Here is a 25,551-nt window from a genome sequence, read left to right as displayed (position 1 = left end):
GCGCCGAAACTATGCTGGCCGAGGGCTGGCGCCTGAATGCCGACATCGCCTACTTGCCCTGGACCGATTTCAAAGGCCGCGACTATCATCTCTTGCGTCCCAAGACCATGTTTGACGAACAACGCGGCAATGGTGGTGGCGGCGTCCAGATTGAGGGCGTGTTGTCCTACTTCCTCACCCAGAACATCAGCGTCGGGGTCGGTGGCCGCTATTGGGCCATGTGGACCAAAAAGGACAGCGACGCTTTGTGCAGCAGCAGCGGCTGCGTCGGTGAGCCGCGCATTCTTGCGAAGTACAGCATGGAACGGTGGGGTACGTTCTTTCAGGCCTCTTACAAGCTCGATTAAGGACCTCACTAACGAGGCTCCAGACTTCAGATTCTTAGATGCCGTTCTGAAGTTTGCTGATGACCAGTCCTCGGCGCGCAATTGCCGCCGAGGATTGGCATGTCGCGATCACGCTGTTCGCCGGGTTGCTACGATTGCATATCACCCGCCTTGGACGAGGCGGGCGCAACTCTGCCCCCGAACCAAAGCTCGTCCACTAATAACAGCTCGATCTCTGAGTCCGGACGAATTCGCTTCAAAGCCGATTGCGCGCGCCATTGCGACCGGGCTGGGATGCGCGCGATGCACGATTTCTAAATTCCGCAGCGGGATCTCTCGTGGGCAACCGAGACCGCAGCGAGCCCCAACATCACGTCGCCGGTGAATCCGAAATGGAGACTATAGAGCCACCAGATTGCGCAGCACCGGTCGAGATCGTACATGGCGAGCGCGCGCCTTGTTGCTGCGACCATCCGCGCCATCGGCTTCATTCCGCGTGTCATCTGGAAACCTCGGCGTCTTGGGGCCAGCGCTCTCCATACAATGACTTTTAGGGCGGTGATGGCCCGCTGTCGGGCGCGTGCACCTGCAAGAGATTTGGAATTGAGATTGATGTTCGCCATGGCGTTCTTTTCCGCGTTTCGAAGCAGATTGCGCACACCTATGTGCATGCGCTCTTTGCCGTGATCCTACGGCGAAGGTACTGCTTGCAAAACGACCAGATCTGGTAGTGCCCAATTGGCCGGACTCCCGACCGACAAATACGCTTACGCGATCCCACCGCTACGCGAAGCCACTTGCGACAGTGGTTGCGGCTATGCGACCTTTGCTGGCAGCTCCTTGAGAATACCTCGCGCGTCCGCCGAGGCTATCTAGGCTCGCATCGGCAGGGCCTACGCTGTTTCCGAGTAACCCCTCCAGGTCAGCGGTTTCGCTACCCAACTTGCGCGGCCCCAGCCGACATCGAGCGCTGGCTTGCGGCCGAGCTCCGTCTGACCGCGCATGCAATTCTCGGTCGCCTCGCGAAGCAACGCCCCGAACAGTTCGGCCTGCACCACACCATCCTGACACCATCCTGCAGAGCTTGTTGGGATTGCTCAGAGGCAAAGCAGCCGAGACGATCATCCCGCACGGCTAAAGCTGCGGCGCTGGCCGCGCGTAATGGGCATTCCGCGCGTCTCCAGAAACTTCCGATCCCGCGCGGCATGGTGCAATCCCGGACTGGCCGATAGCCAGAGCTACATCGATCAAGCGAAACTAACATCCTCAGATGAGGCAATACCCAGGCAATATGGCAGGGGGGACTGAGGCCGGCGCCACGCGGACGAAACGTCCAGGATGACTGTTCATCTCGTGGGCTGCCAGTGGGCCCGAGGATGCGTACCCACTGGCTGCGCGAATAATCCACTATTGGACGAATGTCTCTCCAGCTAAGGACAACCGAAGTGATCGCAGGCCTCCAGCCACGCGCGATCGGTTCACAGCGGGGTTGTCTCCCGTGTAAGCCTAACGAACCCTCCTTCGGCTAATTCGGCTTTGTAGGCCCGTCCGTTAAGTAGGATCGTGGTGGAGTTATCTGCGGTCGGCATAAAACCGTCGTGGCGCAGCTTCTCCATTAGGGCAGGTGTGGCCCATTGCTGTGCGAGCGGCATTCCGTAGTGCCATTTCTCCGCGAAGAAGGCTCCGAAGTCCGGTACCCCCGCCCGGCCGACCCCAACCACTTGGTCCTCCGCAGGGTTATGAACAAGACGAACGCGATTGGACTCATCCAAACCGGCCGTGTAGCGGTGACCTTGGATTTCATAGGTCATCGTCGGCTGGTCCGAGTCCGGCAAGAGACCGTGGTGGAACAGCCTCTCAACCATCGCGTCAGGGGCGATTTGCGAACCGTGTAAAAATCTCTGTGGAGCGGCGAATGTGACATCTACCGCTTCCTCAGGTGCGGCAGGTGATGACGGACCAGCTTCATTCATGATCTGACTGAACAAATCATGATCTTCCTGTGTCCAGACGTGCGCTGTTGGCGATTCCGGGGAACGGGCATTGTCGATCGGGTTCGGATCCATAAAGCTCTCCTTTCTGTTGTGAGAACAACGGCCTCTTGAAGATCTCCCCCAGGGAATGAGCTGAGTTCGTCACGAATTCAGAGATGGGTGGCTTCGTCATCGAGAGGCCAAGTTCGAATGTTAAAGAGGCTGGCTTTCGAGAAGCTGACAAGGTCGAAGAAGGAGACAAACCCGCAGCCGCATCTGCCACGTCTGATGCGATCATCTCCGAGCCAAGTCTCATTCCGCCTGGCCTCGCAGTCGGCGCGTGGGTCTGCGTCGTGCATTGCGTTCACCTGGGCGTAAAGCTGGTTAGGAGGTCCAGGTGATGCGGACCGCGGCCAGACCCAGTCTTGCACCGAACATGTGCATTTCGACCTCTGCCCGCGACCCGTCGTTCTGGCGGACGCTTCGAGCCTATGCTCGGGGCCGCTAACCAGAATGACCGCGATAGCCGCGCCAGCGCGAGAACAGACGAAAGCGAGACCTACGTGAGAGTCCGGCAAGCGCGGAGAGAAGTGTTTACCTGAGAGAACGAAATCGCTGAGACGCAAAAGCAGCCGAGACGATCCTCCCGCGCACGGCTAAGGGTGCGGCGGTGCCGGTGATCCGGGGACTGCGGCTGCCGCTGCGTGTGGTGGGTTCCGCGAAGTCCCCAGTGCCTCGAACCCTGCGCGCCATGATACAACCTCGGACTGACAGCCGGAGCTACATCGGGCAAGCGGAACGTTACATCCCCAGGTGAGGCAATAGAAACCGCCAACTTTGTCCCGGCTGCTATGGACGCTCTGCGTCATGCAGATGGCACTCGTGTCAGGGCGTTGGAAAGAGAATTCACTGGTGTCCTGAATAAGGAAAATCGTCGTAATTCGTGCGCGCGGTGGCGAGGTCGCCGCTGAAATGTCCGCTTCCTCCAAGCGTCCGTTGGCGAAGAACCGTAGGGCACATTCGTGCTCGCCCGTTGCGGGCGCACGAACGGTAACTCCTGGGTATGCGTCGCTGGTTTGCCTTAACAGCTCTCCAAGTGGTTGACCAAGATGTACGTCCCCTGAACCTTTGGCAGCGCTCACCGAACGACTTGAGATCGGCCTCGTCGCCGTTGGGCCAAATAGCCGGGCCTTCTCCCAGTCCCGGGTGAGGCCCTCGCGCAGGAGATAGCCAACATGCGCGGGCGGGCAGCGCCGAACGCACCTTATGACGGACGACCTGGGTCTTGGCGGTCGCCAGACGCGAGCGACCCGTGAGCAGCCGGTTCGCCCGCTAGAGGGGACCCGGCCGCGACACAAAGGTGGAGCACCGATGACTGGTGGATCTTGCCCGGCGCGCGAGAGACCGCCGCAGGCGCTGAGCGGCGGCAATCGGCTTGGCCACGAAGGGCGTAGCCCGCTGACGCCTCACGGAGCGGACGCAACCTGGCCGAGGCTGAAAGGGCGCGAGACATCGCCGATCGTGTTCGGCGCCCGCCAATTTGTCCCAAACTCGCCAAAGCAGCGCAATGTCTGGGTGCCCGATAACTATAGCAGGTTCTCATATTTGTCTTGCGGGCAGGGCCAGCCATCAGATCAAGGGTATAATGGGCCACGAAAGGCGGGCATTTTTATTGCAGAGGTTACCGTGAGGTCCCTCGTGACACGCTTCAGCCTACATGTGAACAGGCCATGGCCGTGAGGACGTGCTCGGGCAAGTGGAATGCAACTTTGCGCGACCTGTCTGGTCGAAATGTTCGGGCCATGGATCGCGCTTCAGATCAGGTCGAGGATGGCGAGGCAATTTACTCCAGAGAGGATGGAGCCGGTCCTCGGTCCGGCAGACGAACGCTTGACACGCCGCGCGGTGTTGGGCGCAACCATCGGCAACATTATCGAATTCTACGACTTCGGGACCTATAGCTTTTTCGCAATACAGATCGGTCAGGCGTTCTTCCCGGCAACTGACCAGTTCGTCAGCCTCATGCTGTCACTCGGAACCTTCGGCGCAGGTTTTGTGACTAGGCCGATCGGAGCCATCGTGCTCGGCTCGTATTCGGATCGGGCCGGCCGCCGACCCGCGATGACCGCCAGCTTTGCCATGATGAGCGCCGCGGTCCTGTTATTGGCGATCACGCCATCGTACGAGGCAATAGGACTTGCCGCTCCGTTGCTAGCCATTTTCGCACGCTTGCTGCAGGGCTTTGCTCTCGGAGGTGAAGTCGGTCCAACGACAGCCTACTTGATGGAAGCGGCCCCCACCAAAGCCCGCGGTCTTGCGGTCTCCTTTCAGCCCGCGAGCCAACAGGTAGCTGCGACGGCCGGAGCGTTGGTTGGAGAAATACTCTCGCTCACCATGACAAGCGAAGCGCTCAATGCGTACGGATGGCGGGTCGCGCTGTTGCTCGGCGCGGCCACGTTGCCGTTTGGATTTTGGTTGCGGAGCGTCCTGCCCGAAACGCTGCACCGCCCCGAGGCGCCGGTTCCTGTCACCCAGCCTGAGGGGCGACGGCCTACCGATCGCCGCATCATGAGCTTGGGATTTGTCATCTTGGCCAGCTGCACGATCACGACTTATGTTACGGGATATATGACGACCTACGCGTTGAACACCCTCCGTGTTTCCACGCCTCTCGCCTTTGCTACTACGCTCATCAGCAACACGGTCGGAATTTCTGCAGCACTGTTGGGCGGCCTGCTCGCCGACCGCGTAGGCCGTCGGCGTATCATGATATGGCCGCAGGTCACTGCATTGCTGATGACCTATCCGGTATTCTTGTGGATTGCAGAGAGCCGCAGTGCCTTCGCACTTCTAGGAGGTCTCGGCGTCCTCACCCTGATCGGAACGATTCCGTATAGCGCCTTCTACGTGAGCATGGCCGAAGGTTTGCCCAAGTACATTCGTGGTCGCGCGTTCGCAACGATCTACGCTTTTGCGATAGCCATTTTTGGAGGCACAGCTCAACCGATCGTCACCTGGCTCATCCACCTTACCGGGAGTGCACTCGTGCCCGCCTGGTACATGCTTTTCGCGGGCGCGGCCGCACTTTGTGCCATGCTTATGATGCCGGAGACGGCGCCACTCAATTATGTGCCCGACCATAGACGAACGGCCGTAACGCCACGACCGCTGCCCTAGGCATACCCGAACAGGTGAGGATGACATCTATGATGTCCGAAATGCGAAAAAGCCGGAGGACGGCTATGGGGCCAGCACGTAAAAGCAATCTATCTTGAAAAATTGGAGCAGCTTTACATCGAGCAGGAGCTCCTGTCGGTGCGCAGCGTCTCCGTCTGAAATGACTTGTTCCCGTTTACCCGATCTTCGCCGATGCGGCAGTTGCGCGATTGGCGGACGTCACCGACGGGGTGTAAGTGAGCCGTCACTATGATCATCCTTTAGAGAACGAGAACGTGCGGCTTGCGCCATCTGCCAGCGCAACCATACAGCATAAGGATGCGGCCGCTGTCGGAGCAGCGGCCGCACGAGGGTCGCCCCTCATTCGCTGCTTGATATGTTTCCCGTTGTCAGTGCCGGACGCACGAGGGATCCGTCAAGCAAAAAAACAGATCGCAGATGCCATTCAACGGGTCATCCACGCACTCAGGATATGATGTATCGGCTACCGGCGCACTCGCCGCAACCGGCTGCGCGGCAACGTTTGCAGCAAAAGGAGGCACCACCGCCGTTGCAAGCGCGAGGGCGCTCGCGGTCACTAACACAGACTTTTTCATTCGAGACATCGCTTCCCTAGGTTAGCCCCAGCCGCTCTCGACGGTCTATCTGACGACGCTGCAAGCGGTAAAATTGATTTTCTTGATCAGATCTATCGACCGAATGGATAAGTACGCAGCAATGGACGATCGGCTCATCGATGCGATGGGCGAGGAGTTTCAATTCGGCTGAACCAACGGGGCCGAAGCGGGTCTGACGGGCGATGCCGAGGCCCAGCGGTCGCTCGGACCTCAACGTCAACGAGATCGCCTGCGCGATCAAAAGCGAAGTGATGCACCGGGTGCTTAGGGCCGCACGGAATCGAGCTGTAAAAGATCGATCAAACTAGTCATACGGATTGCTGTCGTGAGCTCGCGCCATGACTCAATGAACAGTCCACCAAGCTGATCTTGCGGCGGAGCATGCTCTTCCGGCGATGCCACCGTTGCTCGCTCGTGGCGACGACTGAAAAAAGCGGGGAAATGACTAACCATACGCCGGTGTATTGAAATCGTCTCCGCGGCGCCCGGCGCCATTGCAGTTGAAACGAAGAAGCTCCGACTTACTCGGATTGAGACGCTCAACGAAGAACGACAAGCCCCAGCATCTTTTGGGGGCCAAGGAGGCGTGATGCTGGGGCCGTCGTAGCCTGATGCTAGAGTAGCAAACAGGCGGCGTTGTTGTGCACCGCCCGGTTTGATTCGTCAAAGCGGCCGGGACGCTCAGCTCCCGTACGGACCATCCGCGATCCGTTGAAGCTCGCCCGAAGAGTTTGCGCGCCAGTTCGCCGCGGGCAGGCAGGTGAAAGCACTGTGACCGGGCTTATCGCCGCCAGCATCTGGTATATCTCCCGCCTGCAATAGTCAGCGGCCCAGCTTCTCGCCCGAGCGCCGATGTTCGCCAGGGCAGGGAATGGCAGCTTGCTTGTACGACGACCGACAATCCTCCGGATCGCCAGCCGATACCCCTCCCGTAAGAAGTGTTCTCTCCCCGGCTCCATCCTTGTGTAAGCTGGAGTTCGACGAGGCTCGGCGCAGCTCAGGCAATCCGCCGAGCCGGTCCGAAAGGCATGAACTCTGACGCCGAACGGCTCACCGGCGCAAGACAACCAGCTCACTAGATCCCCAGTCGAGCCATCTGAGCCGAAGCGTGCTCCGGGTCGGGAAGGGGCTGCCATGGCTGGCCAGCGGCGGTGCTCAACAAGGACCTACAGAACGCGGGAGTGAGCTTGCCTCGGTGGATCACGACGTTCTCGTGCCCCTCGGCGGCTCGAGCGTTCTGCCAGTGCTGATTGTAGCCGCGCTGTTCGTCAGACTTGACGTGGCAAGCGGCGAATTCGCGATCGCCCAGCGTTGCCAATTGCCAGGCATGTACCGGCCGCTTGGTGTGGATGTGTACCCACATCGGCCTTGGCGTCGCGCCATTGCTCAGCGCCATGGGCTGTAGCTTGATTTCAAACAGCGTCCCTGGCTCTCCCTTCAAGGCGCGAGGTGGATCCACTGACGCCAGTTCCCCCGCTGCCCGTAACTGTGCAAGGTATTTCTGCGATGGAAACGCATAGGTCTTCATGCAATCGCTCGTGATTGCTGCCTTTCGCGCGCTCAATGACTTTGCCTGCCCCTGAACCTCGGACCCCATCCTTTGAAGCCGGACTATCTTTTCGTGCACTTCGGGCACCTGCGCAGCGGTGAGCAGGCCCCGTCGGCGAGGCTCCTCCAGCGCGGCTACACAGGCCTCAATCTCGGAGGACTGCGTCTGCAAGCGCTTGACCACGCGATTCAGGACATGTTCGGCGTCGTCGGGCTTCATCTGGCGCGCTTGCGAGACGGCGCTTTGCTGAGCCCGCAGATCGAACTGCAGCAGCTCGTCCAATCGCTCAAGTAATCCCGGCAGTGCCTTCCTGGAGGGCGGAGCCTGCCACATCTGGAGGTGATCGGTCGCAGAGGATGACGCAGCTGCCTCCTCCGGCGTGGCGAGTTTTTTTGTACCGAGATCCGAGAGCACGATGACCTTGCCCGTCGCGGCCGCGGCGGCATCGGACCTTCCCAGTTGCGGCGCGGGCGGGCTGGCCGTCGAACTCCCCTCGCCCGCGGCTGCTCCGCGCTTTGCTTTGCCCTTTCTGCGCGCTGGAGTGCCTTCACCCACCAGGCCACTGTTTTCAGGAAGCGCAGCCCAAGCCGGCGGTTCAATCGTCACTTCCGTCTTTGGCTGCAATGCCAGCAGCCGCATGACGTCGTTCGCCGTCACCCACGCTCCGTCCACGATCTCGCCAAGCAACTGCAAAGGAAGGTCAGCTTCCGTTCCAGCCTCCCTCAGGGGCTCAAGCATGGCCCTCAGTTGGGATGCAAATTCCGAAAGCCGTTCCATCACTCCTTCCAGAACGGCGCGGTGCTCGGCGTCGAGCACCGTTCCTCCGCGAACGGCCTCGCCCGTCGAAATAAATGCCGGAAAAACATCTTCAACAAAGGTCCCGAGCAGACGCACCCGCCCGCTCTCGTCCATGAGGGCGGCTCGCACGTCCGGTGCTAACGTGCTCGCTCGCGACTCAATCAAGAGCTGCGCGAGAGCGATGCGCGATTGCAGATACATGCACCTGGTATTGAGCACCCAGCCCGTATTGAGCCTGAGTTGGCCCTCTTCGGTCTTGCGCATCTCGGGCGTGCTGCTTGGCAAGTGGGCAGTAGCCGCACAGACTGACTGCATCCGCTCGAAGCGCAACGCCTTCTTTCCCCACAAGTCCATGCAGGCAGCATACTGGTTCGCGACGCCCGCAACGACGCGGCTCAGCTGGTCGGGCGGAGCGGTGTCTTTGACCTCGTCGAGCAGGGCTTTTGCTTTCTTTCTCCTGTTCTCAAGTGGGTACAGAATCTCGGTGGTTACTTCGTTACATTGTTTGCCCGCATCCAGCGTGTTGTCGCGGAGCCGGCGAGCCTGATCGTCGGGCAGGATACGACGCGCCAAATTGGAAGGCAGATTCGCGTAATACTCCAGAACTGTTGAGCCTGCTTCGACCACTCGATCGATCAGCTCTTGCGCCTTTTCCGAGTTGCAGCGTTGCATGGCCGCTCGACGGCAAGTTTCAAACTTCTCAAGCAGGCTGTCCAAATTTCGCTTTGCGGCCTTGATCTCGTTGCGCGTTGGCGCCGCCATATCTGAAGCCGCAGTTCTGTCTTGAGGCCCGGAGCGCATCCGCTCCAGGACGGCATCGAAGGATTGACCGCGTTCCCCAGGGAAGAGACCAGGCTCCAGGCTCGAACGGCTCAATTCCCCGGCGCTGTCGGCTCCCGCCGCCTCACCCTGTGATGAATCAGCTCGGCCAATACCTTTCATACTTCATCTCCGAATCGAGAGTGCGCAGCCTGTCTGGATAGGCCGCCTAGCTGACGACTAGCTGACCAAGAGCCATTCATCGGGATGCACAAGAAATAAGACCTCGCCTTGAGTTCCACTTCAATCGCAGCTTGGTCGTGTTGCTGACTAGCCGCATCAGTGCCGGTGTGATCAGCTGAGACGTGACCGGCGTCCGACCTGCCCTACCCACGGAATAGTCCCTACCCGAACGCCTTGTCTCTATGCACGCGAGCTGGGCCAAGTCAAACGCTAGAGAGCAGCCAGAAACGCGTTCGCCTCCTGAACGGCGATTTTTGGCCAAGCAGAACTGGCCAGCGTATGTCGATCGGCAGACCTTCGCTCGCAACGCACGCGTCCCGCTATCCACTAAACAGACTTCGACCGAAGAGTTTTCCAAGTCACCAGCCATCGACGGGTGTGCCGAGACGTCGGAGGCCATCAGCAACGACATTTTGTCCGTCGGAACTGAGCAGAATCGAGGTTGCGCAACTCCCTCAAACTATATCTCGCAAAAGCCGGGCCGCCGCCCAGGCCGGTTAAATCACACTCATAGAAATGTGCCAGCAAGCGTACCGAGCACACCGAGCGTCACCCCGACCAGCGAATTGGGTGTCCGCACGTCTCTAAAGAGCAGAAAGGTGAGTATCGGCTCCACTACCAGAATAGCTCCCAATATTTCGCGGCAATGATCCAGATATTCTTCATATGCATGTGGCGAGCGCTTATCTGAAAATGAGGTAGATGCCACCGAAGGATATCAGGAGAAACATCGGCCACAGGCATTGCCAAATTACTGCCGGTCTTCCCCAGGGAGCTTGAGGTAATCAACTCGGGGAATATCCAAATCGCTTCTCCAAGGAATCGCTGCAACCCGCTACAATCTTCAGCATCAATTCATCGGCCTCCACGTTTCGGCTATACAAGGCAACCCGAAGAGGCGGCATCGGAGTTGCCGTTGAGGCCCTTTCGGCATCTCAGGCGTTTGCAAGTCGAGACGCGCGCCTGACATGTCGCTTCTCACGGGGACTTCAAACGTCTGCCCGGTCGATCAGTAGTTGCCCACTACAAATGCTTCGCGTCAATCGAGCCATCTGCGCAGATTGAACAAGATAGTTCAGATCAATCCAACCTGACCGCGCACCGGCGGCCGGGGACTGGCGCGACCAGGCCTACGCTTCAATCCGCACGGGGAGAGCCGAATAGCCGTGCACGAAGTTAGATGCAATTCGCTCGGGTTCGCCGACGACCTCGATCTCCAGTCTCGCATCCAAGATCTCTTCCCAGAGGACTCTCAACTGCAGTTCGGCAAGATGTCGACCAAGACAGCGATGGATTCCGAATCCGAACGAGAGGTGCTGCCGCACATTCTTCCGGTCGATCACGAAACTGTTGGCGTTCTCAATGATCTCTTCATCTCTGTTGCCGGAGATGTACCACATGACGACCTTGTCGCCTTTCCGGATCTGTTTCCCGCCTACGATGCTGTCGACCGCGGCAGTGCGGCGCATATGCGCGATCGGTGTCTGGTATCGGATAATCTCGGACACGGCGCTCGAGACCAGCTTGGGATTGTCGGCTAGTTTTCGCAGTTCGGAGGGGTACTGGCTCATGAACAGGAGGCCGCCGGTAATCGAGTTGCGCGTCGTATCATTTCCCCCCACGATCAGCAGAATCAGATTCCCGAGAAACTCACTCGGCTTCATATGGCGTGTGGCGGGCGAATGCGCCATCAAGGAAATCAGGTCGAGGCGCGGCTCCGCATTAATGCGCTCATTCCAAAGCTTTGTGAAATAGTCCAGACATTCTGACAAGATTGTGCTTCGCTTGTCCCAGCTGTCGATCGCATGGCCTGCTTTCGGAGTTGTAACAGCTACGTCTGACCAATAGGTCAGTAGTCGCCGATCCTCAAATGGAAAGTCGAAGAGCGTGGCGAGCATTTGCGTCGTCAACTCTATCGAGACCATGTCTACCCAATTGAAGGCTTCATTGCGCGGCAAGCCATCGAGAATCGCCCTGACCCGAGAGCGGATCAAGGTTTCGAGCTTCGTCAGGCTTTCCGGTCCGACGATCGGGCTCACGGTATTGCGCTGCTCGGCGTGCTTGGGAGGCCCCATCTTGATGAAACTCTGGGTCCAGTGCTTATCAGGCACGTCAACAATAGTGACACCTTGCTTTGATGAGAATGCTTTGTGGTTTGTGTCTACCGCTACGATGTCCCGATACTTCGTCACAGACCAATATGGACCATGAGGGCTGTCTTTGCAGTAGTGAACGGGATCTTCTCTTCGCAGCCGGTCAAAGAAACCCCATATGCTGTCGTCTTGAAAGCGCCTGCCTTCGCTTACATCCAGCTCGCTCAGCGGAATAATGTCATCTGCTTTATAATCTTCTGATCGCCTGCTCATGATCGTCTCCGCAGATTTTGCTCCCGAGAGGCTACAGATCTAAGGTCACGATTCACCGTTTCGAGCTGCCGTGAGCGTTTGGCTGCGACGGGCCGCCCGACCAGACTATCTCAAAGCTCGGCTGGCCTAGCCCTACCACGTCGGGCAGTAAGGATCGCATTGACTTTCCGACCTGATCTACTCAATCACTGAGAGCTGTCACCACGAGTTGGACGAGGGCTGTGCGAAAGGACAACATCCAATCGAATACACACTCCCAAGGTAGCCAGCCATTTTGCCTCTCACTGTCGTTTCGGTCCAGGGAGACCAATTGAGGCGGCTCGGCAGTCTGCCGCCCATCTGGTGATTTTGGCCGAGGCACCCCAAAGCGGCGAAGCTGAAGGTGGCAATCTTTCCATCGCTTGGATAGTAGTTCCCGGATTGGGGTGTCCTGTGGGGTAACCTGAGAAAGAGGGGGTGCGAGGAGGCTCTGAAATGCGGACGCGAGCAGGTGCAGGTAAGGTCCGCAGGTCTGCAAGGTGAGCGCCGGAGAGGCTTCAAACCTGATGCGGTGTCCGGCCTGGAAGGCTCGGACACTGTAAAATGGAGGCTGAAGCCTTGCACCGAAACGCTGCAGGAACCGTTTCGGTCGAGAAACGTGGGAGGCGGGGCAAATCGGAGCGACCGCGCATGACGGAGCGCCGTCCCGACTAGTCGCCGAAGCCGAACGCCTTCGCGTCAGGTCGAGCAGCAAAACCTGGGGCAGCCCGCCCGAGGCAAATGTGCGAACAGCACGTCAGAGTGAGACCGGCGCTCAAATGCGCCGATTCGCTGAGATCTCCCGCCGCATGATCAAGTCCAGAGCTTTTCCCGCCTAGATAGCTGTGTTAAGATATCCTCTCTTTAGTAGTGGAGGAAGTGATGAGCCATGACCGGATCGTTACGGCGGCCATCATCGCCGTTGGCGCTCTCAACACGGTGCTCGCAGCGATAGCGCTCTTGTCGTTCTGAGCAGCGCAATTTTCTCATGCGACAAGAGGCCATCTCGATTGGCGCCTCTTTCATTCACGCAGCGTATCCGCCTATGGCCCGATCGCGTATACGGAACGCGGTCTCCGCTTGGTCCGCTTCGTGGCGCCAAGGATCATGCAGCCTATCTTCTTTTCAGCCCGCCGGTTCGAAATCGTGAGTGGGTCATCCGGTACCGGGTCTAGCGGCTTCGGGGTACCCGTCCACCGCGCCCGTTAAGAGAGTAGTTACCACTCACTGTCAGCATTTCCATATTAGGTCGCCATAGGCGGCAGCCAATCTGAGAACGTCAGATTTTCCGACACGCCCGGTTGGCGGTCTCTTTCAGGAGAGGCCCAATGTTCAAGGGCTTCACGGTGGCAGTTGCGGCGCTGATTTTCACAGCGCAACTGGATCAATACCTCACGCACGGTCGGTACACCGACGCGGCGATCGCTATGCTCCGGCACATCAGGCATGGGTTTGGCTCTTGAGAAACCGGAACGCATCTGGAAAGCAATTCACGGGTTGATCTCGATGCGGAGGAGCAACGCGCCATAGCCATATTGGGAGCTGGGCTTTGTGTCGAGCTGTGTGACTTGCTTGCTCTCGTGAGCTTGAGGCAGATCGGTCTGATCGGAGTCTGCGATTTGAAAGCTGCCGCGCACGAGTTACGGAGGCGCGTTGTCTTGAGCGAACTCGGGTAACGATCAGGTGATGATCAGATGATAAAAGTGCGGATCTAACATGACGGTGCGCGACAAGACGTTCTCACCGCGCCGATTATTGGGTCCTCAGGGGGCTAAGGGCTGGATGGGATCGACAACGGAAGGGGCCGGCTCTGGTTGGGATTAATTGGGCGGTCAATTTGACCAAAGAGCAAGCCGATCGCCTCGCGGAGATTGAGTTGACGAGCACGAGCGGGACTAGCGTAAGCCCGGTCAGAGCCTAGACAGCGAGACGGATGAGTGGACATCCTCTTCATCTTGCCGATCAACGCCGAAAAGACATACCGACACCGCCCGCCTAGCATGCTTCCTTCTTTGGACAGACTGATCTCGCGAACCGCCATCTCGCCCACAGCAACAGCGTCAGTCACTCCAGGACTATGAACCTCAATCACTCTTTTGCGATCAGTCGCAGTTTGGATCGCCATGATCGACTCGACCAAGCCAAGCTTCCTAAGAGCGCAGTTCAAGCCAGACTCGAAAAGGTGTTGTTGGTCACGAGCGAAATTGATGCCGGAAATCAGGCGCGAGATCGGCATAGCTGCGCTCCCGTGCTTGATCTGGCGGAAGCACAAAGAGTCTCTCAGACGCTGAAATAAGTCACGGACCCGCGATGATGTTTGTAGGCTGCACCTCCAGGAAATAGCAGTCATGGGACTCATAGTGCCGATCTCCATAGTAACACTTCGTCTCTAGGCGCAAGGTATTGACCATCCAGTCAGCACCGCTTCGGAGCCGAGTTTATGCTTAGGCGTTGCCGACAGATGCGCCTTCCTTCCGACGTGTCCGCTTTGGGCTGAAACCGGCAACCTCAACCCGAGCAGATGTCTTCCGCTTGGCCCTCGTCAGCCGACATTGCGTTATTGGCTCAAGCCCTAGATCATTTCCCTTTTGCCAACTCGAAAGCTACGAACGTAATACCCTTGTCGCTGAACGGCCGACTTTATCTCGTCGCTGACTTTGAGAACTCTAGTTCTGCTCTTGCGCCATTTATTGGAAGAGTAAAGTGCGGGCATCTCAGAAGCGTTGCTTATGACGAGGAAGTCCCGCTTGTTATTACGAATAGACATCAAACATGTCACCCTCGCAGAAATGTCGAGTAGAGCAAATATGTTTGGTAACGACCGTGTCAGCTGTAGTGCGCTGGGCCCCGAGCGGGTGGTAGTCTGGGATGCCTGCTGGTTAGACTTCGCACCCAGTGAATGTCGGGGAAATGTTAGCGCGCCAACCGATCAGCTCAGATTTCTTTTTGCATGCTGTTTCCATGCCAGGCCAGTGTACTAGTTCCGTGAAGGCCATGCGGTGAATATTGGTCTAGCTATGAGTTCTTAGGCAGATCGATCCAGAGATCCGGAGCACCATTTAGGAGGGTATCCTGATCTGGAACATAGATACTATCGAAAACCCTCAGGCCGTGAGCCGTTGCCGCGCCAATAATGATGAAAGGGAGCTTGACCTGCTCTAGATCTTCGAAGCTGTCAGCGCCGACAATCCGAAGATAATCGAATTTAAACCGTCGGAACTTTATGTGAGATGCAGCCGACGCTACAAGGTCCTTGACGCTCGACGCTCCTCGGACGATCTCTTCCCTTAAATGGTTGAGTGCCGTGAAGAGGCACGACAGCTCATCAAGCTCAGACCGGCTAAATCGCCTTAAGCGCGACGAAATCGGCACTCCATTCTTGTATCTCACGGTCGGCACAAACCTTATCTCGCAATCCAGAAGGAGGTCTGCAACGGCGCGCTTCACCAGGATCGCCTGACCGATATCTTTCAGGCCGAAGTAGCTGCGAGTTGGCCGCGCATAGCAGATCCAGCGGACCGCACCGGTTACAGCTTCCTTCAAGCACGCCTCAGGCCCATCTAAACGCAAATGATAGTCACCTTGCGATACGAACGTTCGATAGCCAGGCGGAAACATTTCGGTGTCGCTCGAGGAAATCACGGCAGTCGCTCCCGAACGTAGGGCAAGTCCAATATCATCGTCCAAATTGAAATCGTAGCTCCCGCCTGGTCTAAGCTGGATCTTGTTCGGGTACACTGTGACAATCGCGACGTCATTCTCCAAGGCCGCTCTTCTGATCAGTTCTGCATGTCCAAGATGCAGGGCGCCCAGAGTGTGTACCGTGCCAATGGTCTGACCTGTTCTTGCGACCTCCCGGATGAACGCCTTGCCTGCGGAAAGACCTGCCAGATGCATGTTCTTACTCCAGTTTCCTTGAACGCAAAAAGAGTGGAGCGCTTGGATCTCGGAAGATGCGCGGCCTGGGCATCCTGTGTGGGCCGCGCACGCAGACGAGCTCCAAAGAGCTTCAACGCCCGCTTACAGTCGAATGACCGCATCAAACTGATCTAAGCTCATGGGCACTGTAGCTCCCTCTGCTCTTGCGGTTTTCAAAGGAGTCAGGTTGACCCTTCTCGACCACGTCGCATCAACGATGAGAGTTCAGCCAGATAGTTCGATGACTCGCTCAGCTGATCCCCCTCAAGAGCGACCTGCAGTCCCCGACAACGGTCGGCAAAAAACGGCGGCTCGAAAGTGGTTATCTTAGCGCCTGAAAAGTCGACCTTCACGAAGCTGGCCTGGAATGGCGATATCCCACTCAGGTTCGCATCGCGCAGGGACGATTGGTTCATGCGAACGTATGCGGCTCGCGTTGCCTCCAGGTTGCTATCGGTCATACCCGCGGCGAGATATGCCTGAACGAGATTGGAGCCTTCGAGATTTGCGTGGCCCAATGCCATTGATTGCGGCGGATCACCGGTGATCATCGACCTGTAGAGGTAAGCCTGTGATAGGTCCGCATGTTCGAGATCGCAGTCGCGCACAAAGGCGCAGCGGCCGCGAAGACCGGTGAGTTTGGCGGCTCGCATTGTGCTCTCTGTTATCGAAATGCTCTCACCTGATGCCTGAGATAGGTCCGCTCCGTCCAGCTGACAGGAATGAATAGATGCACTGTTGAGCACAGCACCGACGAGGTTCGCGTCGGACAGGCCTACGGACAGAAGCCGCGCCTCGGTGAGGTCTGCCTGTTCCAGCTCAGCGCTCGCGAGATTTGACAGGTGAAGATCAGCGAATGGGGCGCTCAGGGCTCTCGCCCGAATCCGCCCGCTCACCTTTGAGAGTCTCAGATACGGAAGATGAGCACCTTCCAAGACAAGACCATCGATGGAGGTGGGACGCACGATCGATAAACAGTCTCCCTTTGACTGGAAGAACGAGCAATCCGCCAGATGCGTCTTCGTGATCGTGACTTGGCTCAGCTTAGCAAAGCGGAAGGAAGCGGAAGGAAGGAAGCATTCATTGATAGTTGACCCCTGCAGTTCCGCGCCATCGAATACAGCATTACTCGCGTCGCACTGATAAAGGAGGAGCCCGCTGAGCATCGCGTTGTCAAAGCGTGTTCTTTTCATACTGCAACCATGAAACAGGCTGCCGGTTGCATCAATTACATTGCGCAGACTGGCGTCATCGAAGTTGCAGACCTGCGCTGCCATGGCGTGCATATAGGCAAAATCAAGCTTGGCCCCGAGGAAACTTGCCCGCTCTAGCCCCGGACAGATAAGGTTCGCCTCAGAAAGATCTGCACGATCCAACTTTGCTCCGTAAAGCTGCGCACGATTAAGGGTACAGCGTCGCATCGGGAAATCTGAGAGGTCGTGACCGCTAAAGTTCTCGCAAGATAGCTGCAAACCAATCCCGGTCCTTTTGATCGCCTCCTCGGTTCGCCTGCCGACAGCAGCCACTGCGCGCAGCCGATCGGCAGCTCGGCTCCAGTACCGAACGAACTCGCCGTCTGATGAAAGCTCGTTCTTCGGATCTGAGCAATGCCCCGCCCCTTCATTCACGGTGCATTCGCTATCAGCGACGATCCTATGCGACATGTCGGGGGTTCCGTATTGCCCGGATTTCGGAAGGCCTGTTATTGACCTCTTTGTGCTGGGCCTGCGCCCACGCTATGCGCTTTGTGATTAGCTCGTCTGCGAATTGGCGACACGATGCGTCGATGAGGCTCCTGTTGCGTCGGTGTTCTTCGCAGCGGACGCTTAAACACTTCAGCCGAATCCTAGTCATGCGTCCCCACTGCTACTCGGTGCGATTGTTCACCAAGCCCGCCAACCTCGAGAACGATCTGTCCGTTGACAGTGCCGATATATCTGACAAAGCGATTTGTTTCGTCAGCTCTGGGAAACTCCACATCACTCTCCATCAAACCGAATGCGCAAAATTCTAGGTCTTCTTTTTCAGAATGGACCCGCGGCTTGCCGGTGGAAAAGTGATCGTTCATCGAGGGCTGCACTCAGCTCGGCTTAACTCATCGGTAGCAACGAGCGTGCCAGCCGCGTCAGTCGAAATTAGCGAGCTGAATACGGCGTCATGAATTCGAAATTGGCGCCGAATGTTTCGAATCTGACAAACAAGGCTTTGTCGGGAGCCGCACCATGGCTAGGCTATCGTTAAAGCGAAGATTCCGAGCTCGTTTGCAGGAGAGCAAGAGCCGCACTCCTTGCGGGCAGGCAATTGATGGCTTGCAATTCCACACGTGCAGATCGCCGGTCTCGCGGTTAGCCTGTGTTCGAACTCGGCCAGGCCTGCTTCGCGCGCCGGCCGGTCCCCTGTTTTAACCCGTGATCCACAGATTGTCCTTTCCGAGCGATGAGCGAGGGCGCAATCGCGACCAAATCGCGGGCCAGCGCGGCTGCCCCGCCATCGGCGACAGACGATTTTTGAGAATGGAAATCGAATTCGAAGGCATTCACGCGATGCCTTCTTCGAGGATCGTAGCTGAATGACCACTCCGTTGAACACGCACAAGGCGCGGCATGGCCGCGATAAGGCTCCTGGTATAATCAGACTGTGGATTACGAAAAATCTCTTCAGTGGTGCCGCTATCGACGATTCTCCCCCGGCGCATAACTATGACGCGGTCGCTGATATGACGAACAACACTGAGATCATGCGAGATGAAGAGATAACTTACGCCGAGGCGGTCCTTCAGATCGCCGAGCAGGTCCAAGACCTGCGCCTGGATTGAGACATCGAGCGCCGAAACGGGTTCATCGCAGACGATAACGGCAGGATTTGGTGCAATCGCGCGGGCTATCGCAACGCGCTGGCGCTGGCCGCCCGAGAGATCGAGCGGCCGTCGGTCCAGCAAGGCCTCGGATAGTCCGACCATATCGAGCAGCTCAATAACGCGCTCCTGCCGCTGCCGTTTCTCGACGTCGCCCGAAAGACTATCGGATATGATGCGTCCGACCGTCCATCGTGGATCAAACGAGCCAAGAGGATCTTGGTAGATGATCGATATCGCCCGCCGCCGAGCCCGCCGTTCGCGTTCCGCGAGCGTGGTCCAAGGCCGGCCTGCAAACTGAACGACTCCATCGTCAGGCTTGTCGAGCGCCATGACCATGCGCGCCATCGTCGATTTTCCTGATCCGGACTCACCGACGATGCCCAAAGTCTCTCCGGATCGCAGTTCGAAGGAGACGCCGTCCACAGCCGCCCGTGAAGTGCCATCCGGGCCCTCAAAGCGCTTCACCAGACCTGTCGCTTCGAGCAGGATGGAACGAGCTTGCGGCAACGATTGCACGGGCGGCTGTGTTTGCCGGCCGGGCAAACTCAGAATAGTCGATGGTGAGAGACGTGAGCCGCGCGGCCGGCCTGATGGCACAGCGTCCAGCAGCTGACGAGTATAGGGGTGTCGCGGATCTTTGAATATCTGGACGGCGGGGCCGCGTTCGACGACCTCGCCTCCTCGCATGACGAGGATTTCGTCGGCCACGCGGGAGACCACTGCCAGATCGTGACTGATCAGGATCAGCGCCTTGCCCCTGGCTTTGGTTTCCTGGAGGAGTGCCAGCACATGAGCTTGCGCCGTCACGTCGAGAGCGGTAGTCGGCTCGTCAGCGATAAGGATGCGTGGATCGAGTGCAAGTGCCGCCGCGATGAGAGCTCGTTGACGCTGACCGCCGGATAATTGATGGGGCAGCTGCTCGGCCTTCGTCTCCGGCTCAGGGACACCGACGAGTTTAAGGAGAGCAATGACCCGCTGCGCGAGCTCCTCGCGGGATGATACCGCACCGTGGAGGAGTAAGCCTTCACCAACCTCTTTGCCGATCGGGCGAAGCGGATCAAGCGAGACGAGTGCATCCTGTAATACAAAGCCAATCTTGTTGCCGCGGATGCGCCGCCAGGCACGATCGTTAAGGCCGATCAGGTCCGTCCCCTCGAAGCTAAGCTGGCGTGCATGAACATTGGCGTGGCGACCAGCGAGGCCTATGAGAGCCCGCGCACTTACGCTCTTGCCCGAGCCGGATTCACCGACAATTGCAAGACATTGTCCCGGCCGCAGGGAGAAGGATATACTGCGCACAGCCGCTTTCTGGGCGATGCCGCGCCCGAAAGAAACACGCAGCGAATCGGCTGTGAGGAGGTCTGCCTCCTGCAAGAGAGGCTGGGGGCCGCCCTGGGACATTCACGTTCTTCCTTCCAGACGGTCCTGTAGATGGCGCCCGACGATGGTGACGCTGAGAGCAAACGCCGTCACCGCCAAACCGGGTATGATCTCCAGCCACCAGGCGTAGATCACATAGTTGCGCCCGGCATTGAGCAGCGCGCCCCATTCAGGGGCCGGGGGAGCGACGCCCAGGCCTAGAAAAGCAAGACCCGAGGCCCATATAATCGCTTGGCCTACGCCGATCGTCATCATTGCCGTCAGCGGGCTCATGGCGTTCGGAAGAATATGCCTCCAGACAATACCGGGAAATGGATGACCCAGCACCTTGGCGGCCTCCACATACCCTGTCCCTTTGATGGCAAGCATCTGGCCCCTGATCATGCGCGCATAGCCTGGCGCTGTGCCGATTCCGACAGCTATGACCTCAGTCAATACCGACGGGCCAAAAACGGTCACGAACACAAGGGCGAGCAAGAGCGTGGGAATCGCGAAGAGCACGTCGACAATCCGGCTAAGGATGCTGTCGACTACGCCACCAGAAAGCGCTGCGGCGATGCCGAAAACGATCGCAATGGACATGCTCAGCGCCGTTGCACCAAGTCCGATGGCGAGGGATTGGCCCGTTCCCTCGACTATTCGAGAGTAAAGATCTCGCCCCAATTGATCAGTTCCCAACCAATGAATGATCGACGGAGACTGCAATGACGATCTCAAATCAATAGCGAGCGGATCGTGCGTCTGCAGTACCTTTGGGGCCATAGCCGCGAAGGCAAAGAGGCCAATTATGATAAGAGAGACGGTAACCCGGAAGGGAACATGGCGCGTGATTGCCAGGACTTCTTTGAGCGAACGAGATATGGTGACTTCGGCGAACATGCTCATGTCAACTTGATCCTCGGATCAACCAGCCGGTAAGTCAGATCGACGATCAAATTGGCAAGAACGAATACGCCCGCAGAGATCAAAACAGCTCCCGAGACAATCGGAACGTCTCTCGAGGACGTTGCAGCGACGAGGACTCCACCTAGTCCTTGACGGGCGAAAACCACCTCGATCAAGATCGCGCCCGAAAGAAGTTTGCCGAGCGCCCAGCCTGACAAGGTAATCCCGGGCAATGCGGCGTGGCGGAGGACATGGCGAAGCCTGACGCCAAAATCACTCATACCTCGGGCCCGTGCGCACGTGACGAAGGGCTGCTCGAGCACGCGCGTGAACTCGTTCTGAACGACTTGTCCGAAAAAGCCCGACAGTTCAAGAGCCAACGCAAGTGTCGGCAGAATGAGCCCGACCGGAGAATTTCCACCGATAACCGGAAGAATGCCCAGCTTTACCGCAAAAACAACCAGCAAAATTGTGGCCAGCCAGTAAGGCGGCACTGTTGCCAAAAAGACTTGCGTGTCATTGAGCAGCTTCGACCATATGTTGTCTCTGCCGGCGATGAACAAGGTTGTCAGGATGGCGATAATCCATGCGAACAGCAACGCGGCGATCGCCAGAATAATCGTAGGCCCAATCTGCTCCGCGATGATCCCTACGACAGGCCGATGCTGCTGGTAGGATTCACCAAGATCTCCATGCAGGATTCCCAGCATGTATTTTCCGTATTGAACCATGAGCGGTTGATCAAAGCCGTATTTCGCATTGATCGCCGCGAGTTCTGCCGCGGACGCCGGCCCGACGTTGCCACTTGTCACATTAATGATGATCTGGGCGCGATCGCCAGGCAGCACACACTGAATTAAGAACGCAAACGTTGCGGCAGCCCACACCACCACTACGCCGGACAATATCCGGCGCGTGAACCAAACAATGGGATGATGGGTTGCTATCTTCATGGCATCATTTCTTGTCGTTAAAATGGGCATCATAGAAGACAGGTTCGCCAACTGACCCACGGTCCAGCCAGACGTCTTTCAGGGTCGGCTTGGTCGCCAAAGTTACGTCCAGCACAGTAAGGCCAATAACGGGTGCCTCATCCACGATCTTCCGTTCCGCCTGCTGATAAAGGGCGGTACGTTCAGCTCCATTGAAATTCTGTTCCGCCTTTTGAATGATGTCCCAAAGCATCAGATCCTGGTAGCGTGAGGGATTGAAGCGATTGGGCTCGCCATTCTGATCGGGCTTCCACGAGATCCGGAATATCTCAGCGCCGGGGGCAACCCAATAGAGGAGAACGACCTCATAATCATCGGGGCCGAGGTTTTTCCCGGCGAAGAAGTCAGCCGGATTGGTGGGTTGAAGACGTACGTCAAAACCGGCCGCCCTCGCCTGCTGCTGGACAACTTGCAAGGCTTGCTCGCCATCGGGCTTCAGAAAAGCGTACGAATAGGAAATGCGCACGATGAGCGGACGACCGTTCTTGACACGAACGCCCGTAGGATTGCGCTCAGTCCAACCCGCCTGATCAAGCAGCTGATTGGCCTTGCGAATATCGTACCCATAGGACTGCCCGAGTTCAGGCAGGTATTCCGGCGAGCTCTGACTTAGCGCACCGTTGCCTTCGAACGGTAAAGAGCCGAGGAAGGATGTGTCGACCGCGGCCTTTCGGTCAGTAGAATAGGCAAAGGCCTTGCGGACGAGCACGTCGTCAAATGGGGGCCGGGCCGTATACAATGCGAGGCGCAGGGGGGTGCCCCCCGTCAGGTGCCGCAATACTGGAAAGCGGAAGTTGGCGTCCTTCCATGCGACAGCCGGAATATCGTATATGGCATCGGTCTCCCCCGCGATCAGCGAGCCGTATCGGACAGTCTGATCGGGCAGAAACTTCCAACTGATCCCGTCAACGTAAGCCGGCCCCTGATGTCTGGCGGTGGCCGGCGCCGAATTGTAGTCGGGATTGCGGCGGAAGATGACTTCTCGCCCATGGTGCCACTTGTCGACAATGAATGGACCTGAACCGACGGGATTCTCGCAATTGACCGCAAGTCCACGTTTGAGTGCCGATGGCGAGAGAATGCCTTGTGAGGATTGGGCGAAGACGTTCAGCAAGGGCTGGAACGGCACCTTCAATTTTACCTGCAACCTCAGAGGAGCAATTGCTCTTGCCGATTCGAAGCTATCGCCGAGATAAGGAGCGGCAGTCGGATTGCGAAGATCGGGGTCATTGCTGAGCCAACCATTGATATTGTCAGCGATGGCCTGCGCATCGAGGGCAGTCCCGTCGGTAAACTTTACATTCGGTTTTATCTCGAATGTGTACACCTTTTTGTCGTCGGAGATGGTCCAAGACTCGGCCAGCCATGGCAAAATCTTGCCGTCCTCGTTGCGCGCAACCAGATTATCGCTGTACTGGCGTTGCAGATACCATTGTTGGACCCATCCTCCGAACAGGCAGGCAGGCTCTTGAAAATGCCCATAGCGAATAACGCCTCCTCGCTTTACGCTGCCGGCTAAGCCTTCCTGCGCATGAACGCTGGGCGCCAATTGGGACAGGCCCAAGAGCATGACAAGGGTAGCCGCCAGTGTTCTTGCTCGAGGGTTGAACTTGCCAGTGAAGCGCCTCGCTGACCGCGCATTCGATAAGTGCATATCCGAGCTCCAGAGATTTGGTGTTGAGGAAGCGTCAGAGCGGTGAGCTAGCTGTGGCTCGTGCCGGCTCGAACGGAGTAGAAATGCCGAAATGCTCTCGCAATGTCTGTCCCAGATATTCTTTGCGAAACAGCCCGCGCTTCCGCAGGATGGGAACCACATTGTCGACAAACGCTGAAGTGCCATCGGTGAGAACATCCGGAATAATGTTGAAACCATCGACCGCGCCGGCGCGGAACCATGCCTCAATCGAGTCCGCGATCTGCTCGGGTGTACCCACAAGCAAGCGGTGGCCAAAAGCTTGAACGCTGCTGATGATCTCGCGAACCGTCCGACCTTGACGCGCCAGAGCTTCAATCGTGCGATGGTGACCGACAGAAAACGGAACATGATCTGCATCAGGCAGAATCTCCTCCGGGATTGGCCTTTCGAGGCTGAGCTTCTCGACCGCCACACCCATGCTTCTTGCAAGGGCGCCAATGGCGCGCTCCAGATCGAGCAGCCCATCAAGCTTTTCTTTGCGACGAGCCGCTTCTTCCTCGGTGCCCCCGATACAGGTGACAAGGCCCGGCAGGATGAGCGGAGCCGCAGGGCGGCCGAATTGCCGAGAGAGCGCACGCAGGCGCTCTGCCTCCCGCAGAGCCGTCGTCAAGTCCCCGGCGGCCGCAAACACGACATCTGCACTGCGGGCACCAAGCCGTAGTCCGGGCTCCGAACCGCCCGCCTGAACGATGACTGGGTGACCTTGGGGCGAAGCGGGATGCGTCAGTGGGCCTCGGATGCCGAAACTATTGGTATCGGGATCGAGCAGGCGGAATTGACTCTGATCTGCGTAAACTCCCGCAGCCTGATCGGCGATGACCACCTCGCCGCTCCAGCTCAGCCAGAGAGCACGGACCGTTTCAACGAAGTCCTCGGCCCGTCTGTAGCGATCCGCTCGCCCGACTTCTCGACCGCCAAAGTTCGCTACCGTCGCCGGGCTCGACGTCGTGACTGCGTTCCAGGCAACGCGGCCACGGCTGATGACATCGAGCGATTGGAAACGCCGAGCGAGATTGTATGGTTCATTGTAGGTCGTCGACGCTGTCGCGATCAGGCCAATCCGCTGCGTTTCGCGTGCAATCACCGCAAGAACTAGGGTGGGTTCGAGCCCATTCAGCGGTGGCTGGTGCGTAATGTCGAAACTTATCGCAGGAGTATCGGCGAGGAATACAGCATCCAGCAGACCACGCTCCGCAACCTTCGCAGCCCGGACGTAGTGCTCGATATCGAAAAAGGCGCTTGGATTTGTGCCCGGCCAGCGCCACGCGGCGGAATGGCCACCAGCGCCATGAAGATTTAGGCCAAGATGAAGCATGGAGTTAACCGAAGACATCACAGCCCCGAATGCGGCCTCGGAGCCACTTGGTGGGCCCTTGAGGACAAGTCAATCTCGGCGACCGCCCCGCCCTTTCGCGCAAGCTCACGCTGGATGTGCGCCGGGCAACAGATTTGAGGCATGGATACAAACCGTCGGCTGATGCTAGAGGACTCTCACCGAAGAAGATTCGGCTACGTGCTGTGATGTTCTGCGCGCGGGCGCAGCTCAAAAGAGCTTCGACCACGGTAGTTGCCGATTGACGCCGTCCTGACAGCCAGTTTCCAGCGGCTAGATGATCCCACACGAGTACACTCACATCGGAGCTCCAGAATTCATCAGCAAGCCAGCTGCTCCTCAGTAAGGTGTTCTGATGCCCATTCGCGATCGGACGTTTTGGACTCGCGATCGGGCGAGCAAGGATCGACTAGAGGATCTTTAGAGGTCGAGACCACGCAAACGCAATAGTTGAGTATTTCAATCTACTATCGTCTGTTGGCATCCCCTTCTATTGCGACGTCTATCTGTCCATCGCTTAGCCCAAATGGTCTCTGATCACGCTTCCCGAACATGCGCTACGTGATTGCAGCGACTTTAATTGGCAGCGCCCGGCTCAAAGCGAAGGACACGAATTGATGCGCTCGAGAACACACGACAGATTTGGCGAGACATTGTTGATCGC

16 protein-coding genes and 1 pseudogene are annotated in these 25,551 nt (G+C 57.8%); 2 read left to right on the top strand and 15 right to left on the bottom strand.

What is annotated here, in order from left to right:
- The first annotated feature begins 11 nt into the window (after positions 1 to 11).
- Positions 12 to 347, top strand: a complete 336-nt coding sequence (locus ABIA45_RS35260) for a hypothetical protein (RefSeq protein ID WP_244431447.1) — start codon at positions 12 to 14, stop codon at positions 345 to 347.
- A gap of 293 nt (positions 348 to 640) precedes the next feature.
- On the opposite strand, the gene ABIA45_RS35255 is transcribed toward ABIA45_RS35260, so the two are convergent.
- Positions 641 to 949 carry a hypothetical protein gene (locus ABIA45_RS35255; protein ID WP_404655073.1) on the bottom strand — a complete coding sequence of 103 codons (309 nt, stop codon included), beginning with the start codon at positions 947 to 949 and terminating at the stop codon, positions 641 to 643.
- Positions 950 to 1,804: 855 nt separating this feature from the next.
- Entirely contained in the window at positions 1,805 to 2,392 is a 588-nt protein-coding gene (locus tag ABIA45_RS35250; RefSeq protein WP_036043214.1) for a hypothetical protein, read from the bottom strand.
- 1,737 nt (positions 2,393 to 4,129) lie between these two features.
- Between ABIA45_RS35250 and ABIA45_RS35245 the strand changes: the two genes are divergently transcribed.
- Positions 4,130 to 5,476 carry an MFS transporter gene (locus ABIA45_RS35245; protein ID WP_050991951.1) on the top strand — a complete coding sequence of 449 codons (1,347 nt, stop codon included), beginning with the start codon at positions 4,130 to 4,132 and terminating at the stop codon, positions 5,474 to 5,476.
- Between the two features lie 1,692 nt (positions 5,477 to 7,168).
- On the opposite strand, the gene ABIA45_RS35240 is transcribed toward ABIA45_RS35245, so the two are convergent.
- The 13 genes and pseudogenes from ABIA45_RS35240 to ABIA45_RS35180 all read right to left on the bottom strand — a co-directional run bounded on the left by ABIA45_RS35240 (position 7,169) and on the right by ABIA45_RS35180 (position 24,887).
- Positions 7,169 to 9,382, bottom strand: coding sequence for a hypothetical protein (locus tag ABIA45_RS35240; protein WP_036043218.1), 2,214 nt, complete (start codon positions 9,380 to 9,382; stop codon positions 7,169 to 7,171).
- A 1,190-nt stretch (positions 9,383 to 10,572) separates the two neighbouring features.
- A complete protein-coding gene (locus ABIA45_RS35235; protein WP_036043219.1) occupies positions 10,573 to 11,808 on the bottom strand; it encodes a cytochrome P450 in 1,236 nt (411 codons plus the stop codon).
- Between the two features lie 1,262 nt (positions 11,809 to 13,070).
- Positions 13,071 to 13,274 carry a hypothetical protein gene (locus ABIA45_RS35230; protein ID WP_157785210.1) on the bottom strand — a complete coding sequence of 68 codons (204 nt, stop codon included), beginning with the start codon at positions 13,272 to 13,274 and terminating at the stop codon, positions 13,071 to 13,073.
- A 1,124-nt stretch (positions 13,275 to 14,398) separates the two neighbouring features.
- Positions 14,399 to 14,600, bottom strand: a pseudogene (locus tag ABIA45_RS35225) (hypothetical protein).
- Positions 14,601 to 14,841: 241 nt separating this feature from the next.
- The gene (locus ABIA45_RS35220) at positions 14,842 to 15,723 is read right to left on the bottom strand and encodes a pantoate--beta-alanine ligase (protein WP_036043221.1); all 882 of its coding nucleotides are present in this window, start codon (positions 15,721 to 15,723) and stop codon (positions 14,842 to 14,844) included.
- Positions 15,724 to 15,926: 203 nt separating this feature from the next.
- On the bottom strand, positions 15,927 to 17,408 hold the full coding sequence (locus ABIA45_RS35215; RefSeq protein WP_036043223.1) for a pentapeptide repeat-containing protein: 1,482 nt from the start codon (positions 17,406 to 17,408) through the stop codon (positions 15,927 to 15,929).
- A gap of 182 nt (positions 17,409 to 17,590) precedes the next feature.
- On the bottom strand, positions 17,591 to 17,812 hold the full coding sequence (locus ABIA45_RS35210; RefSeq protein ID WP_157785211.1) for a hypothetical protein: 222 nt from the start codon (positions 17,810 to 17,812) through the stop codon (positions 17,591 to 17,593).
- Between the two features lie 277 nt (positions 17,813 to 18,089).
- Positions 18,090 to 18,284 (bottom strand): hypothetical protein, encoded by a 195-nt coding sequence (locus ABIA45_RS35205; protein WP_157785212.1) that lies wholly within the window; start codon positions 18,282 to 18,284, stop codon positions 18,090 to 18,092.
- Positions 18,281 to 20,002 carry an ABC transporter ATP-binding protein gene (locus ABIA45_RS35200; RefSeq protein ID WP_036043226.1) on the bottom strand — a complete coding sequence of 574 codons (1,722 nt, stop codon included), beginning with the start codon at positions 20,000 to 20,002 and terminating at the stop codon, positions 18,281 to 18,283. Before ABIA45_RS35200 ends, ABIA45_RS35205 begins: the two co-directional genes overlap by 4 nt.
- Positions 20,003 to 20,866, bottom strand: a complete 864-nt coding sequence (locus tag ABIA45_RS35195; protein ID WP_036043227.1) for an ABC transporter permease — start codon at positions 20,864 to 20,866, stop codon at positions 20,003 to 20,005.
- Positions 20,863 to 21,819, bottom strand: coding sequence for an ABC transporter permease (locus ABIA45_RS35190; protein ID WP_162131267.1), 957 nt, complete (start codon positions 21,817 to 21,819; stop codon positions 20,863 to 20,865). Before ABIA45_RS35190 ends, ABIA45_RS35195 begins: the two co-directional genes overlap by 4 nt.
- A gap of 4 nt (positions 21,820 to 21,823) precedes the next feature.
- Complete coding sequence (locus tag ABIA45_RS35185; RefSeq protein ID WP_225190519.1) at positions 21,824 to 23,428, bottom strand: ABC transporter substrate-binding protein; 1,605 nt, start codon at positions 23,426 to 23,428, stop codon at positions 21,824 to 21,826.
- A 118-nt stretch (positions 23,429 to 23,546) separates the two neighbouring features.
- Positions 23,547 to 24,887, bottom strand: coding sequence for an NtaA/DmoA family FMN-dependent monooxygenase (locus ABIA45_RS35180; RefSeq protein WP_036043231.1), 1,341 nt, complete (start codon positions 24,885 to 24,887; stop codon positions 23,547 to 23,549).
- Positions 24,888 to 25,551: the final 664 nt, after the last annotated feature.

The sequence above is a fragment of the Bradyrhizobium sp. USDA 336 genome (genome assembly GCF_044908355.1).
Classification (GTDB): Bacteria; Pseudomonadota; Alphaproteobacteria; order Rhizobiales; family Xanthobacteraceae; genus Bradyrhizobium; species Bradyrhizobium yuanmingense.
This window is presented reverse-complemented; position numbering and strand designations above follow the sequence as displayed.

Bases quoted from the DNA above. Each gene is read 5' to 3' on its own strand.
- ABIA45_RS35185 (WP_225190519.1), bottom strand. From the start codon at position 23,428: ATGCTCTTGGGCCTGTCCCAATTGGCGCCCAGCGTTCATGCGCAGGAA.
- ABIA45_RS35210 (WP_157785211.1), bottom strand. From the start codon at position 17,812: ATGAACGATCACTTTTCCACCGGCAAGCCGCGGGTCCATTCTGAAAAA.
- ABIA45_RS35230 (WP_157785210.1), bottom strand. From the start codon at position 13,274: ATGCCTGATGTGCCGGAGCATAGCGATCGCCGCGTCGGTGTACCGACC.
- ABIA45_RS35195 (WP_036043227.1), bottom strand. From the start codon at position 20,866: ATGAGCATGTTCGCCGAAGTCACCATATCTCGTTCGCTCAAAGAAGTC.
- ABIA45_RS35215 (WP_036043223.1), bottom strand. From the start codon at position 17,408: ATGTCGCATAGGATCGTCGCTGATAGCGAATGCACCGTGAATGAAGGG.
- ABIA45_RS35180 (WP_036043231.1), bottom strand. From the start codon at position 24,887: ATGTCTTCGGTTAACTCCATGCTTCATCTTGGCCTAAATCTTCATGGC.
- ABIA45_RS35190 (WP_162131267.1), bottom strand. From the start codon at position 21,819: ATGAAGATAGCAACCCATCATCCCATTGTTTGGTTCACGCGCCGGATA.
- ABIA45_RS35200 (WP_036043226.1), bottom strand. From the start codon at position 20,002: ATGTCCCAGGGCGGCCCCCAGCCTCTCTTGCAGGAGGCAGACCTCCTC.
- ABIA45_RS35245 (WP_050991951.1), top strand. From the start codon at position 4,130: ATGGCGAGGCAATTTACTCCAGAGAGGATGGAGCCGGTCCTCGGTCCG.
- ABIA45_RS35240 (WP_036043218.1), bottom strand. From the start codon at position 9,382: ATGAAAGGTATTGGCCGAGCTGATTCATCACAGGGTGAGGCGGCGGGA.
- ABIA45_RS35220 (WP_036043221.1), bottom strand. From the start codon at position 15,723: ATGCATCTGGCAGGTCTTTCCGCAGGCAAGGCGTTCATCCGGGAGGTC.
- ABIA45_RS35235 (WP_036043219.1), bottom strand. From the start codon at position 11,808: ATGAGCAGGCGATCAGAAGATTATAAAGCAGATGACATTATTCCGCTG.
- ABIA45_RS35255 (WP_404655073.1), bottom strand. From the start codon at position 949: ATGGCGAACATCAATCTCAATTCCAAATCTCTTGCAGGTGCACGCGCC.
- ABIA45_RS35260 (WP_244431447.1), top strand. From the start codon at position 12: ATGCTGGCCGAGGGCTGGCGCCTGAATGCCGACATCGCCTACTTGCCC.
- ABIA45_RS35250 (WP_036043214.1), bottom strand. From the start codon at position 2,392: ATGGATCCGAACCCGATCGACAATGCCCGTTCCCCGGAATCGCCAACA.